Raw genomic sequence first — 13395 nt, 5'->3', positions numbered from 1 at the left:
GGGCTGGCGCTGGTCTATCTCGACATCGACGGCTTCAAGGAAGTCGAACGACATCCACGGCCACGAAACGGGGGACCAGCTGCTGATCACCCTCGCCCACCGGCTGCGCGACGCCCTGCGCGAAGGCGACACGCTGGCCCGCCTGGGCGGCGACGAGTTCGTCGCGGTGCTCACCGACCTGGGCGGCCGCGACGAATGCGAACTGATCCTGACCCGCCTGCTCAACGCCGCGGCCACGCCGATCGACGTCCGCCAGAACACCTTCCAGCTCTCGGCCAGCCTGGGCGTGACCCTGTTCCCGCAGGACGGCGGCGACGCCGACACCCTGCTGCGCCACGCCGACCAGGCCATGTACCAGGCCAAGCAGGCCGGCAAGAACCGCTACCACCTGTTCGACCCGGAAAAGGACCGGCAGACCCGCACCCACCACCAGAGCCTGGACCGCATCGCCCAGGCCATCGCGCAGGACGAGTTCGAGCTGTACTTCCAGCCCAAGGTGAACATGCGCACCGGCGGCATCGTCGGCGCCGAGGCCCTGCTGCGCTGGCGGCATCCGGAACGCGGCATGGTCCTGCCCGGCGACTTCCTGCCGCTGATCGAAGACAGCGAGCACATGGCGCGCCTGGACGACTGGGTGCTGAACGCCGCGCTGGCGCAGATGGCCGCGTGGCACGCGCGGGGACTGGACATCGCGGTCGGCGTGAACATTTCCGCGCACTACCTGCAGCAGGCCGACTTCCTGCCGAACCTGGAGCAGCGGCTGGCGGCCTACCCGACGGTGCGGCCCGACTGCCTCGAACTCGAAGTCGTGGAAACCGCGGCGCTCGAAGGGATCACCCGCATTTCCAGCCTGATCGAAGGCTGCCAGGCGCTCGGCGTGCATTTCTCGCTGGACGACTTCGGCACCGGCTATTCGTCGCTCACCTATCTGCGGCGCCTGCCGGCCAACGTGCTCAAGATCGATCAGAGCTTCGTGCGCGACATGCTCTGGGACTCCGGCGACCTGGCCATCGTCGAGGGCATCATCGGCCTGGCCGCCGCGTTCCGCCGGACGGTCATCGCCGAAGGCGTGGAAACTGCGGAGCACGGCGAGCTGCTGCTCCGCCTAGGCTGCGACCTGGCCCAGGGCTACGGCATCGCGCGGCCGATGCCGGCCGGCGAGCTGCCGGCGTGGATCGCCACCTGGCGCCCACCTGCGGCGTGGTCGAGCGCGCACAACATGGCCGCCCGGCGGGAGGAGCTGCCGCTGACCTACGCCGAGGTCGACCATCGCAACTGGTTCAAGAGCCTGGAGAATTTCCTGTCGGCCACGCAGGGGCCGCCGCCAGAAACCGGCGCCTGCCGCTTCGGCGAGTGGTACCTCGGCGTCGAGGGCCAACGCTACGCGCACCTGGCGGAGTTCGCGGCCGTCGGCACGCTGCACCGGGCAGCGCACGAAACCGCGGAGGAAATCGTGGCCCTGGTCCGGGCGGGAAACGCCAAGGCGGCGCAGCTGCGGCTGGCGGAACTGCGCACCCGGCACGAGGCGCTGATCGACCGCCTGCATGCGCTGTCGGCGGCGATCGCGGTCGACAGCCGGCGGTGAAAGGTTGATAAGCCGCGGGAAAAGCGATTGACCACGGCGACACGGCGGGCACGGCGAGAAACAAGATTTTGCTTTTCGCCGTGCCCGCCGTGTCGCCGTGGTTAACTAAAGATTTTGTCTTTCGGCATCGGCCCCGTCACGCCCCTTGCCGCGCTCGCCGCCTTACCGCGCGCGCGGCTTGCGCACCACCGGCCTCGGCACGGCATCCTCCATGCCGAAGTCGGCGAGCAGGCGCCGGATATCCTTCTCGTCCAGTTCCAGGGACTGCCCGCGCCGCAGGTTGGGCGGCAGGGCGAACGGCCCGTAGCGCACGCGCATCAGGCGGCTGACGGCGACGCCGACCGCCTCGAACATGCGCCGGACTTCACGGTTGCGGCCCTCGAACAGCGACACGCGGTACCAGTGGTTGACGCCCTCGCCGCCGGCTTCCTGCAGCGTGGAGAACTGCGCCGGCCCGTCATCCAGTTCGACGCCGTCGAGCAGGCGCTGCTGCGCCTCGGACGACAGTTCGCCGAGCACGCGCACGGCGTATTCGCGCACCAGTTCGTAGCGCGGGTGCATCAGCCGGTTGGCGAGTTCGCCGGAGGTGGTGAACAACAGCAGGCCGCTGGTGTTGAAGTCGAGCCGGCCGACCGCCACCCAGCGCGAGCCGGACAGGCGCGGCAGCGCCGTGAACACGCTCGGCCGGTGCTCCGGGTCGTCGCGCGAGACGATCTCGCCCTCGGGCTTGTGGTAGATGAGCACGCGCGGCAGGCGGTTGGAGAACTTCACGTTCACCAGCCGGCCGTTGAGCTTGATGCGGTCGCCGGGCGTCGCCGACTGGCCGATCCGCGCCGTTTCGCCGTTGACCGTGACGCGGCCGGCGGCGATCGCCTCCTCCATCTCGCGGCGCGAACCGATGCCGCTTTGCGCCAGCAGCTTGTGCAGGCGCTCGGGCTTGCCCGGCGCTTCCTGGTGGCGCGCGCGCGACGAGGCGCCGGGAGCGCGGGACGGGGCGGCGGCCGGGCGCGGCGGCCGGCGCGTGCGGGCGGCAACCTCCGGCGCCTCTTCTGTCGGCGCCTCGGCGGGTGCCGGCCGGCCCGTGCGCGAACGCCGGGAGTCCGGCGCGGCCGGACGGAAAGGGGTGTTACGCGGCTTGCGGGGCATCGTTCAGGTCCAGGGTTTGATTGATCATGTCGAGCGGCGGCAGCTCGCTCACGCTGCGCAGGCCGAGGTCGTCGAGGAACTTGCGGGTCGTCGCCAGCAGCGCCGGGCGGCCCGGCGTGTCGCGGTGGCCGACGACGTCGACCCAGCCGCGCTCCTCCAGCGTGCGGATCACCTGCGTGGCCACCGTCACGCCGCGGATTTCCTCGATGTCGCCGCGCGTCACCGGCTGCCGGTAGGCGATGATGGCCAGCGTTTCCAATACGGCGCGCGAATACTTGGCCGGCTTTTCCGGATTGAGCCGGTCGAGATAGGGCAGGAACTCGGCGCGCGTGCGGAAGCGCCAGCCGCTCGCCACCTGGATGAGTTCCAGCGGACGCTCGGCCCATTCGGCGCGCAGTTCCTCCAACAGCACGCGCAGCACGTCGCCGCCGATCTCCTCGACGAACACCCGCTTCAGCTCGTGCACGGTCAGCGGCTGCTGCGCGCTGAGCAGCACCGCTTCGAGCACCCGCTTCAACTGCGCGGTGCTACCCGGCGGTGTCGCTGCCGGCGGCGGATTCGGGGCCGTCTCCGCTTCCGGCGGCATGTCCGTGTTCGCTTTCGTGGTCAGCTCGTCCATCCGTCAACCTCACGTAGATCGGGGCAAAGGCTTCCGACTGGGTCATTTCGAGCAGGTGCTCGCGCGCCAGTTCCAGCATCGCCAGGAAATGTACCACCACCACCTGCGCGCCCTGCGTCACGTCGAACATGTCGCCGAACTCGACGAAGCCGCCGGCGTCGCGCAACACGCGCAGGATCACGCCCATGTGCTCGCGCACCGACAGTTCCTCGCGCTGGATGGTGTGGCGCGTGTGCAGTTTGGCCTGGCGCACGATCGCCTGCCAGGCCTCGCGCAGGTCCTCCGGGCGGACTTCCGGCAGCGGCTTGAACAGGGACTTCTCGACCCACGTCTCGATCCATTCGAAGTCGCGCTCCGCCTGCGGCAGTTCGTCGATCCGGCGCGCCGCCTGCTTCATCTGCTCGTACTCGACCAGCCGGCGCACCAGCTCGGCGCGCGGGTCCTCCGCCTCTTCGCCCTCGACGCTCTTGAGCCGCGGCAGCAGCATGCGCGACTTGATCTCGATCAGCATCGCCGCCATGACCAGGTAGTCGGCCGCCAGCTCCAGGTTCTGCGCGCGCATGGCCTCGACGTAGGTCAGGTACTGCACGGTGAGCGGCGCCATCGGAATGTCGAGGACGTTGATGTTGGCCTTGCGGATCAGGTACAGCAAGAGGTCGAGCGGCCCCTCGAAGGCGTCGAGCATCACCGCCATGGCGTCCGGCGGGATGTACAGGTCGAGCGGCAGCTGCGCCATCGGCTGCCCGTAGATGCGCGCCACCGGCTCGGCGTCGGATGCGGCGTCGAGCACGGCCTCGGCGGGCGGGACGAAGTCCCCGGCCATCGCGCTGGATCGCCCCGTGGTCAGCGGTAAGCCAGGCCCATCGCGGCGCGCACGTCGCGCATGGTCTCGCGCGCCAGCCGGCCGGCCTTGGCGTTGCCGTCGGCGATGATCTCGCGCACCCGTTCCGGGTGGTCGAGGTAGTGCTGCGCGCGTTCCTGCATCGGCGCCTGTTCCTTGAGGATGCCGTCGATCACCGGCTGCTTGCATTCGAGGCAGCCGATGCCGGCGCTGCGGCACCCGGTCTGCACCCACGCCTGGCAAGCGGCGTCGGAATAGACCTGGTGCAGCTGCCACACCGGGCACTTGTCCGGATCGCCGGGATCGGTGCGGCGCACGCGCGCCGGATCGGTCGGCATGCGCCGGATCTTCTGGGTCACCGACGCGGCGTCCTCGCGCAGCGTGATGGCGTTGTTGTACGACTTGGACATCTTCTGCCCGTCGAGGCCCGGCATCTTCGACGCCTCGGTGAGCAGGTAGCCGGGCTCGACCAGGATCATCTTGCCGGTCCCTTCCAGGTAGCCCATCAGGCGCTCGCGGTCGGCGTGCGACAGGCTTTGCGCTTCCTGCAGCAGCGCGCGGGCGCGTTCGACGGCGCCGGCATCGCCGTCCTGCTGGAAGCGCGTGCGCAGGTGCTCGAACGAACGGGCGTTCTTGCTGCCCAGTTTCCTGACCGCCTCCTTGGCCTTTTCCTCGAAGCCGGGTTCGCGGCCGTACAGGTGGTTGAAGCGGCGCGCCAGCTCGCGGGTGAATTCGACGTGCGGAATCTGGTCCTCGCCGACCGGCACCTTGTCGGCGCGGTAGATCAGGATGTCCGCGCTCATCAGCAGCGGATAGCCGAGGAAGCCGTAGGTCGACAGGTCCTTGTTGGACAGCTTTTCCTGCTGGTCCTTGTAGGTCGGCACGCGCTCCAGCCAGCCGAGCGGGGTGAGCATCGAGAACAGCAGGTGCAGTTCGGCGTGCTCGGGCACCTGCGACTGGATGAACAGCGTGGCCTTCTCCGGGTCCACACCGGCGGCCAGCCAGTCGATCACCATGTCCCAGGTGGCCTTCTCGATGCCGTGCGGATCGTCGTACTGCGTGGTCAGCGCGTGCCAGTCGGCGGCGAAGAACAGGCAGGGATACTCGTTCTGGAGCTTGACCCAGTTTTTGAGCACGCCGTGATAGTGGCCGAGATGCAGGCTGCCGGTGGGGCGCATGCCGGAAAGGACTCGTTCTGCGAACATGATGTCAGATCAGTTGGAAAAGGATGAGGAGCAGACGCTTGATCATGGCGATGACGGGCCACATGATCAAGTCGAGGAGGCTGGCTTTGTTGTCGGCATCGCCAACCCGGACGAACAGCAACAGCAGCAGAATCGGGAAACCCCAGCGTTCCAGCCGGGAGAACGGCACGGCCAGGCGGTACGGCAGCAGGCCGAGGGCGATCCGGCCGCCGTCGAGCGGCGGCAGCGGCAGCAGATTGAGCACCATCAGCACCAGGTTGATGTTGATCCCGGTCACGATCATCTGCCCGAGCGGCATGGTATACGCGCCGTCCGGCAGGAACATGGCCAGCCTGAGCAGCGCCGCCCAGCCGAGCGCCATCAGCAGGTTGGCCGCCGGGCCGGCGGCGGCCACCCAGATCATGTCGCGCCGGGGGTCGCGCAGGCGGCGGAAGTTCACCGGCACCGGCCTGGCCCAGCCGAACAGCAGCGCGGTGTCCGCCGCGAAATAGCTGGCCGCCAGGATCAGGGCCGGCACCAGCAGCGTGCCGACCGGATCGACGTGGCGCAGCGGATTGAGGCTGATGCGCCCCGCCACCCACGCCGTGGTGTCGCCGAAATGGCGGGCGGCGTAGCCGTGCGCGGCCTCGTGCAGGGTGATGGCGAAAAGGATCGGCAGCGCAGCGATCGAGATCGTCTGGATCAGGCCGGTGACGTCCATCGCCTCACTCCAGGCCGAAGGGTTCGAGCGGCCCGCGCCCGGCGCGCACCAGCACCGGCGGCATGCCGGTCAGGTCGATCACGGTGGTCGGCGTGGTGCCGCAATGGCCGCCGTCGATGATCAGCTCGATCAGGTCGTCCAGCCGGTCCTGGATTTCCCAGGCCTCGGTCAGCGGCGCCTCGTCGCCGGGCAGCAGCAGCGTGGACGTGAGCAGCGGTTCGCCCAGTTCGGCGAGCAGGGCCAGCGCCACCTTGTGATCGGGCACGCGCAGCCCGATCGTCTTGCGTTTCGGATGCAGCACCCGCCGCGGCAATTCGCGCGTGCCTTCGAGAATGAACACGTAGCTGCCCGGCGTGGCGGCCTTGAGCAGCCGGTACTGGGCGTTGTCCACGCGCGCGAACTGGGCGATCTCGGACAGGTCGCGGCACATCAGCGTCAGGTGGTGGCGGTCGTCGAGGCCGCGGATGCGGCGGATGCGCTCGACCGCGTCCTTGTCCCCGAGGCGGCAGCCGAGCGAGTAGCAGGAATCGGTCGGCAGGGCCACCACGCCGCCGGCGCGCACCGCCTCGGCCGCCTGGGCCAGCAGGCGCGGCTGCGGATCGTCCGGATGAATGGAAAGATAGCGGGCCATGGCGCCGGTTCAGCGAAAGGCCGTCCACACCGGGGTCAGGTCGGCGGGCAGCGGCGCGTTGCCGCCGACGTTGACGTGGCTCTCCTCCGGCCCGTGGAAATCGGAACCGCAGGAGGCGAGAAATCCGTACTCCCGCGCCAGCCGCGAGAACTGGATGAGGTGCTCCTGCGAATGGCTGCCGGAGATCACTTCGATCGCCTGCCCGCCCAGCCCCTTGAAGTCGTCGAGCAGATTGCGCATTTCCAGGCGCGAGAACTTGTAGCGCCCCGGATGCGCGATCGCGGCCACGCCGCCGGCGCCGAGAATCCAGCCGACGGATTCGGCGAGCGTCGCCCATTGATGGGTCACGTAGCCCGGCTTGCCGGGGACGAGATAGGACTCGAAGACGCTGCGCACGTCCCGGCAGACGCCGATCTCGACCAGATAGCGGGCGAAGTGCGAACGGCCGATCAGGTTCGGGTTCTCCGCGTAGCGCATGGCGCCCTCGAAGCAGCCGGGAATGCCGGCCTTCTCCAGCTCCGCCGACATGCGCCGCGCCCGGGTGACCCGGCCGGAACGGATGGTTTCCAGGCCGGCGTTCAGGGCCGCGTTGCCCACGTCGAAATCGAGGCCGACGATATGCACCTGCAGGCCGCCCCACTCGATGGAAATTTCCACCCCGTCGATGAAGCGCAGGCCCGCCCGCTCGGCCTCCGCCCTGGCGTGCGGCAGCCCGTTCGTCTCGTCGTGATCGGTGAGCGCCAGGATGTCGACGCCGTTGACCGCCGCTCGCCGCGCCACGTCGGCCGGCGACAGCAGCCCGTCCGATGCCCGGGAATGGGAATGAAGATCGACAATCAGCACGGGAACGACCGCCATCCGGAAAAAATTGAAGCTTGAAATAATAGCATACCCCCACCCCCACGCCCCGCCGGCGGCGCTTGAAATGACAAACGCCTCGCATCGCCCCCGCGCGCGGCCGGCCTGCGGTAAACTCGCGGCGGCCCAACACGATCAGAAAAGGAAACGCGATGCAGTACGTACTCACCGAAAAGCAGGATGCAACCGGCATCATCACCCTGGATCACGCCGAGAAACGCAACGCCCTGAGCGAGGCGCTGGTCGGGGAAATCATCGCCGCGCTCGAAACCTTCCGGACCCAGGGCACCCGCGCCGTGATCCTGCGCGCGCAGCCGGGGATCAAGGTGTGGTCGGCGGGCCACGACGTCAACGAACTGCCGGCCGGCGGGCGCGACCCCCTCGGCTGGAACGATCCGCTGCGCATCCTGATCCGCTCGATCCAGGAAAGCCCGATCCCGGTGATCGGCCTGATCGAGGGCAGCGTCTGGGGCGGCGCCTGCGAAGTGGCCATGGCCTGCGACATCCTGGTCGCCACGCCGGACGCCACCTTCGCCATCACGCCGGCCAAGCTCGGCGTCCCCTACAACCTGGGCGGGCTGATGACGCTGGTCAACATGATCCCCCTGCCGATCGTCAAGGAAATGCTGTTTACCGCGCAGCCGCTGCCCGCGGACCAGGCGTTCAACCTGGGCATCATCAACTACATCAAGGCGGCGGACGAAATCGGCCCGTTCGTCATGGCCATGGCCGAGCGCATCGGCCACAACTCGCCGCTCAGCATCTCGGTGATGAAGGACGCGCTGCGCCTGCTGTCGAGCGCCCACGCCGTCACGCCGGACCTGTTCGAACGCATCCAGGGCATGCGGCGCATCGTCTACGACAGCGAGGACTACCAGGAAGGCATCCGCGCCTTCCGCGAAAAGCGCAGGCCGCGCTTCCCCGGCAAGTAGGACGCCGCGCGGCTTGCGGCGCAAGCGCGCCTCGCGCTATAGTTCGCCGGCGAACGGGAGAGAGCGGCAGCGCGCAAGCAGCCCAGCGACCCCGCCGCCGAAGGCGCAATCCACCCGAAAACGCTCAGGCAAAAGGACCGTTCGTGCAATGAACTCTGGAGAGCGGCGCCGGATCTGCGGCGCCCACCGATGGGGCAACGCGACGGCCGCCAGGCGCGCCGGCGCGATAATCTCTCAGGTATCAAGGACAGGGGGGTGAACTCGACGCGGGTTCACCCTTTTTTCGTTTCTGGAACGCACCGCACAACCTTTCCGAAGGATTGACATGACTCAGAAAACTGTCCTCAACGAGATGCATCGCCGGCTCGGCGCCAAGATGGTCGATTTCGGCGGCTGGGACATGCCGCTGCACTACGGTTCGCAGCTTGAGGAGCACCACGCCGTGCGCCGCGACTGCGGCATGTTCGACGTCTCGCACATGTGTGCCGTCAACGTCGCCGGCCCGGACGCCCGGGCGTTTCTGCTGCGCCTCGTCGCCAACAACGTGGACAAGCTCAAGGACCCCGGCAAGGCGCTCTACAGCGCGATGCTCAACGAGGCCGGCGGCGTGGTCGACGACCTGATCGTCTATTGCGTCGGCGACAACAGCTACCGTGTGGTGATCAACGCCGGCACCGCCGAGAAGGACCTGCACTGGATGGCGGCGCGCATCGCCGGATGGCAGCTCGACGTCACGTGCACGCCGCGCCGCGACCTGGCGATGATCGCCGTGCAGGGACCAAACGCCAAGGCCCGCGTCTGGCAGGTGCTGCCCGAAACGCGGGCGGCCAGCGAGGCGCTGAAGCCCTTCCACGCGGTCGAGGTCGGCGACTATTTCATCGCCACCACCGGCTACACCGGCGAAGCCGGCTTCGAGATCACCCTGCCCGCCGCCAAGGCGGAGGAGCTGTGGCAAAAGCTGCTGGACGCCGGCGTGCGCCCGGTCGGGCTCGGCGCGCGCGACACGCTGCGCCTCGAAGCGGGGATGAACCTGTACGGCCAGGACATGGACGAGACCGTCTCGCCGCTCGACGCCGGCCTGGCCTGGACGGTCGACCTCACCGGCCCGCGCGACGGCATCGATTTCGTCGGCAAGGCCGCCCTGCTCGCCCAGCCGCAGGAAAAGCAGTTCCTCGGCCTGCTGCTGCTCGACAAGGGCGGCGTGCTGCGCGCGCACCAGAAGGTGGTCACCGCGCACGGCGAAGGCGAGATCACCAGCGGCACGTTTTCCCCGACCTTGCAGCAGTCCATCGCCCTCGCCCGCCTGCCGCTGGCCGCGGCCGTCGGCGACACGGCCGAGGTCGAGATCCGCGGCAAGCGGCTGGCCGCCCGGATCGTCAAGCCCTGCTTCGTGCGCAACGGCAAGGCCTTGGTCTGAACCCTTGACCCGCGCTTCGTCCTGCCCGCCGCGCCTCCCCATCCCGCCTTTCTTTTCCAGGAGCCATCCATGAACATCCCCGCCAATCTCAAATACACCAAGAGCCACGAATGGGTGCGCGTCGAAGCCGACGGCACGGTCACCGTCGGCATCACCGACCACGCGCAGGAACTGCTCGGCGACCTGGTCTTCATCGAACTGCCGGACGTCGGCAAGGAGCTCGCGGCCGAGCAGGAGGCCGCCGTGGTCGAATCGGTCAAGGCCGCGTCCGACGTCTATGCGCCGATCGCGGGCACCGTCACCGCCGTCAACGCCAGCCTGCCCGACACGCCCGAAGCCTTGAACGAGGATGCCTACGCGGCCTGGCTGTTCCGCCTGAAGCCGGCCAACCCCGCCGACGTCGACGCGCTGCTCGACGCCGCCGCCTACGCCGCCTGCGCGGCGGAATAAGCCGCCACCCCGCCTTCCGCGGGCCGGGACGGCGCTGCGCCGCCCCGGCCCGCACCGTTCATTTCATCGACACGGACAGCCCATGCCTTCGAATCCGCCACTCAGCGCCCTCGAAAACCGCGAGGAATTCATCGCCCGCCACATCGGCCCTTCGCCCGACGACGTGCCAGCCATGCTGGAGGCCATCGGCGCCACCAGCCTGGACGCGCTCATCGCGCAGACCGTCCCGGCCGCCATCCGCCTGCCGGCGCCGCTGCCGCTCGCCGAACCGCGCCCGGAAGCCGAGGCGCTGGCCGCGCTGAAGAGCATCGCGGCGAAGAACAGGATCAACAAGTCGCTGATCGGCATGGGCTACGCGGACACGCTGACGCCGGCCGTCATCCTGCGCAACGTGCTGGAAAATCCGGGCTGGTACACCGCCTACACGCCCTACCAGGCCGAGATCGCCCAGGGCCGGCTGGAAGCGCTGCTCAACTATCAGCAGATGGTCATCGACCTCACCGGCATGGAACTGGCCAACGCCTCGCTGCTCGACGAGGCCACCGCCGCCGCCGAGGCGATGACCATGGCGCGGCGCATCAGCAAGTCGAAATCGAACCTGTTCTTCGTCGACGCCGACTGCTTTCCGCAGACGATCGACGTGTTGAAGACGCGCGCCGGCTTCTTCGGCTTCGAACTGATCTTTGGCGCGCCCGAGGAGGCGGCGCAGCAGGAAATCTTCGGCGCGTTGTTCCAGTATCCGAACGATGCCGGCGAGATCGCCAACCTGTCCGGCCCGATCGCCGCCGTCAAGTCGCGCGGCGGCGTCACCGCCGTCGCCGCCGATCCGATGGCGCTGGTGCTGCTCAAGTCGCCCGGCGAAATGGGTGCCGACATTGCGCTCGGCTCGACGCAGCGTTTCGGCATCCCGATGGGCTTCGGCGGCCCGCACGCCGCCTTTTTCGCCACGCGCGACGAGCACAAGCGCTCGGTCCCCGGCCGCATCATCGGCGTTTCGGTCGACGCGCGCGGCAAGACGGCGCTGCGCATGGCGCTGCAGACGCGCGAGCAGCACATCCGCCGCGAGAAGGCCAACTCCAACATCTGCACCTCGCAGGTGCTGCTCGCCAACATGGCCGGCATGTACGCCGTCTACCACGGCCCGCGCGGGCTGCGCACGATCGCCGAACGCATCCACCGGCTGGCCGCGCTGTTTGCCGAAGCCATGCAGCGCGCCGGCGTGGTCGTGCTCAACAAGCATGCCTTCGACACGCTGCGGCTCGACCTCGGCCCCAAGGCGCCCTCGGTTTACCAGGCGGCGCTCGCCGCCGGCTACAACCTGCGCCAGGTCGGCGGCGGCGTGCTCGCCGTGGCGTTCAACGAAAAGACCACGCGCGACGACGTCGCCGCGCTGATCCGCCTCGTCGCCGGCGTCGGCGTCGATCTCGACGTGCTGGACGAGCAGGTGCGGCAGCAGGACGCGCTCCTGCCCGGCAGCCTGCGGCGCAGCGACGCGATCCTGACGCACCCGGTGTTCAACCGCCACCACACCGAACACGAGATGCTGCGCTACCTGAAGCGCCTGCAGAACAAGGATCTGGCGCTCGACCACTCGATGATCTCGCTGGGCTCCTGCACCATGAAGCTCAACGCCGCCAGCGAGATGATCCCGATCTCCTGGCCGGAATTCGCCGACCTGCACCCCTTCGCCCCGCTCGACCAGGCGCAGGGTTATATGGAAATGATCGGCGGGCTGGAGAACTGGCTGCAGGCGATCACCGGCTTCGACGCCGTCAGCCTGCAGTCGAACTCCGGCGCGCAGGGCGAATACGCCGGCATCGTCGCCATCCGCCGCTACCACGCCAGCCGCGGCGAGGCGCACCGCGACGTGTGCCTGATCCCGAAGTCGGCGCACGGCACCAACCCCGCCAGCGCGCAGATGTGCGGCCTGGAGATCGTGGTCGTCGACTGCGACGAGAACGGCAACGTCGACGTCGCCGACCTCGCGGCCAAGGCCGAGCGCCACGCCGACCGGCTGGCCTGCCTGATGATCACCTACCCGTCGACACACGGCGTGTTCGAGGAGGCGGTGCGCGACGTCTGCGCCATCGTGCACGCGCACGGCGGCCAGGTATATATGGACGGCGCCAACCTCAACGCGCAGGTCGGCCTGACCTCGCCCGCGCTGATCGGCGCCGACGTCAGCCACATGAACCTGCACAAGACCTTCGCCATTCCGCACGGCGGCGGCGGACCGGGCATGGGCCCGATCGGCGTGAAGGCGCATCTGGCGCCGTTCATGGCCGACCACGTGGTGCAGCCGACCGGCGGCGCGCAGCGCCCGAACCGGGGACAGGGAGCGGTCTCGGCGGCGCCGTGGGGCTCGGCGTCGATCCTGCCGATCTCGTGGATGTACATCGCCATGCTCGGCGGCAAGGGCCTGAAGCGCGCCACCGAAACGGCGATCCTCAACGCCAACTACGTCGCTGCGCGGCTGCGGGAGCACTACCCGGTGCTCTACACCGGCCGGAACGGCCGCGTTGCGCACGAGTGCATCCTCGACATCCGGCCGATCAAGGCGGCGACGGGCATCGCCGAGATCGACATCGCCAAGCGCCTGATGGATTACGGCTTCCACGCGCCGACGGTGAGCTTCCCGGTGGCCGGCACGATCATGGTCGAGCCGACCGAATCCGAATCGAAGGCCGAGCTCGACCGCTTCATCGCGGCGATGGCGGCGATCCGCGAAGAGATACGCAAGATCGAGCAGGGCGTCTGGCCGGCCGACGACAACCCCTTGAAGCACGCGCCGCACACGCAGGCCGACGTGATCGCCGAATGGGACCGCCCGTACAGCCGCGAGGAAGCCGTCTTCCCGCTGCCCTACGTGCGCGAGAACAAGTTCTGGCCGAGCGTCAACCGCATCGACGACGTCTACGGCGACCGCAACCTGTTCTGCGCCTGCGTGCGCACCGAGGCGTATTCGTCATAGGAAAACGGCCGATGCGTTGTGCCGGCCGGAGCCGGTACAA

Annotated in this window: 12 protein-coding genes and 2 riboswitches; of the genes, 5 read left to right on the top strand and 7 right to left on the bottom strand. The window is 68.7% G+C overall.

Features of this window, described 5'->3' with window-relative positions:
- Positions 1-16 precede the first annotated feature (16 nt).
- A complete protein-coding gene (locus QM701_RS20145; protein ID WP_415169438.1) occupies positions 17-1585 on the top strand; it encodes an EAL domain-containing protein in 1569 nt (522 codons plus the stop codon).
- Between the two features lie 162 nt (positions 1586-1747).
- Here the strand turns inward: QM701_RS20145 and rluB are convergent, their stop codons facing one another.
- The 7 genes from rluB to QM701_RS20110 are packed head-to-tail and all read right to left on the bottom strand — an operon-like array spanning position 1748 to position 7570.
- On the bottom strand, positions 1748-2731 hold the full coding sequence (rluB, locus tag QM701_RS20140; protein WP_415168784.1) for a 23S rRNA pseudouridine(2605) synthase RluB: 984 nt from the start codon (positions 2729-2731) through the stop codon (positions 1748-1750).
- On the bottom strand, positions 2712-3317 hold the full coding sequence (gene scpB, locus QM701_RS20135; protein WP_415168783.1) for an SMC-Scp complex subunit ScpB: 606 nt from the start codon (positions 3315-3317) through the stop codon (positions 2712-2714). The genes rluB and scpB (QM701_RS20135) overlap by 20 nt, the downstream gene beginning before the upstream one ends.
- Entirely contained in the window at positions 3259-4173 is a 915-nt protein-coding gene (locus QM701_RS20130; RefSeq protein WP_415168782.1) for a segregation and condensation protein A, read from the bottom strand. The genes scpB (QM701_RS20135) and QM701_RS20130 overlap by 59 nt, the downstream gene beginning before the upstream one ends.
- 20 nt (positions 4174-4193) lie before the next feature.
- Entirely contained in the window at positions 4194-5396 is a 1203-nt protein-coding gene (locus QM701_RS20125) for a tryptophan--tRNA ligase (RefSeq protein WP_415168781.1), read from the bottom strand.
- A gap of 4 nt (positions 5397-5400) precedes the next feature.
- Entirely contained in the window at positions 5401-6096 is a 696-nt protein-coding gene (locus QM701_RS20120; protein WP_415168780.1) for a site-2 protease family protein, read from the bottom strand.
- Positions 6097-6100: 4 nt separating this feature from the next.
- Positions 6101-6727 (bottom strand): L-threonylcarbamoyladenylate synthase, encoded by a 627-nt coding sequence (locus QM701_RS20115; RefSeq protein ID WP_415168779.1) that lies wholly within the window; start codon positions 6725-6727, stop codon positions 6101-6103.
- Between the two features lie 9 nt (positions 6728-6736).
- The gene (locus QM701_RS20110) at positions 6737-7570 is read right to left on the bottom strand and encodes a 3',5'-nucleoside bisphosphate phosphatase (protein WP_415168778.1); all 834 of its coding nucleotides are present in this window, start codon (positions 7568-7570) and stop codon (positions 6737-6739) included.
- Positions 7571-7737: 167 nt separating this feature from the next.
- Between QM701_RS20110 and scpB (QM701_RS20105) the strand changes: the two genes are divergently transcribed.
- From scpB (QM701_RS20105) to gcvP, 4 genes are all read left to right on the top strand, one after another.
- Entirely contained in the window at positions 7738-8517 is a 780-nt protein-coding gene (scpB, locus tag QM701_RS20105; RefSeq protein WP_415168777.1) for a methylmalonyl-CoA decarboxylase, read from the top strand.
- A gap of 44 nt (positions 8518-8561) precedes the next feature.
- A riboswitch (glycine riboswitch) is annotated at positions 8562-8667 on the top strand.
- A 3-nt stretch (positions 8668-8670) separates the two neighbouring features.
- A riboswitch (glycine riboswitch) is annotated at positions 8671-8770 on the top strand.
- 72 nt (positions 8771-8842) lie between these two features.
- Positions 8843-9934 (top strand): glycine cleavage system aminomethyltransferase GcvT, encoded by a 1092-nt coding sequence (gene gcvT, locus QM701_RS20100; protein WP_415168776.1) that lies wholly within the window; start codon positions 8843-8845, stop codon positions 9932-9934.
- A 69-nt stretch (positions 9935-10003) separates the two neighbouring features.
- Positions 10004-10384 (top strand): glycine cleavage system protein GcvH, encoded by a 381-nt coding sequence (gene gcvH / locus QM701_RS20095; RefSeq protein ID WP_415168775.1) that lies wholly within the window; start codon positions 10004-10006, stop codon positions 10382-10384.
- Between the two features lie 82 nt (positions 10385-10466).
- Positions 10467-13355: an aminomethyl-transferring glycine dehydrogenase gene (gene gcvP, locus QM701_RS20090; RefSeq protein WP_415168774.1), complete on the top strand. Its 2889-nt coding sequence runs from the start codon at positions 10467-10469 to the stop codon at positions 13353-13355.
- Positions 13356-13395 lie beyond the last annotated feature (40 nt).

Source organism: Propionivibrio sp. (genome assembly GCF_047602565.1).
GTDB lineage: Bacteria > Pseudomonadota > Gammaproteobacteria > Burkholderiales > Rhodocyclaceae > Propionivibrio.
This window is presented reverse-complemented; position numbering and strand designations above follow the sequence as displayed.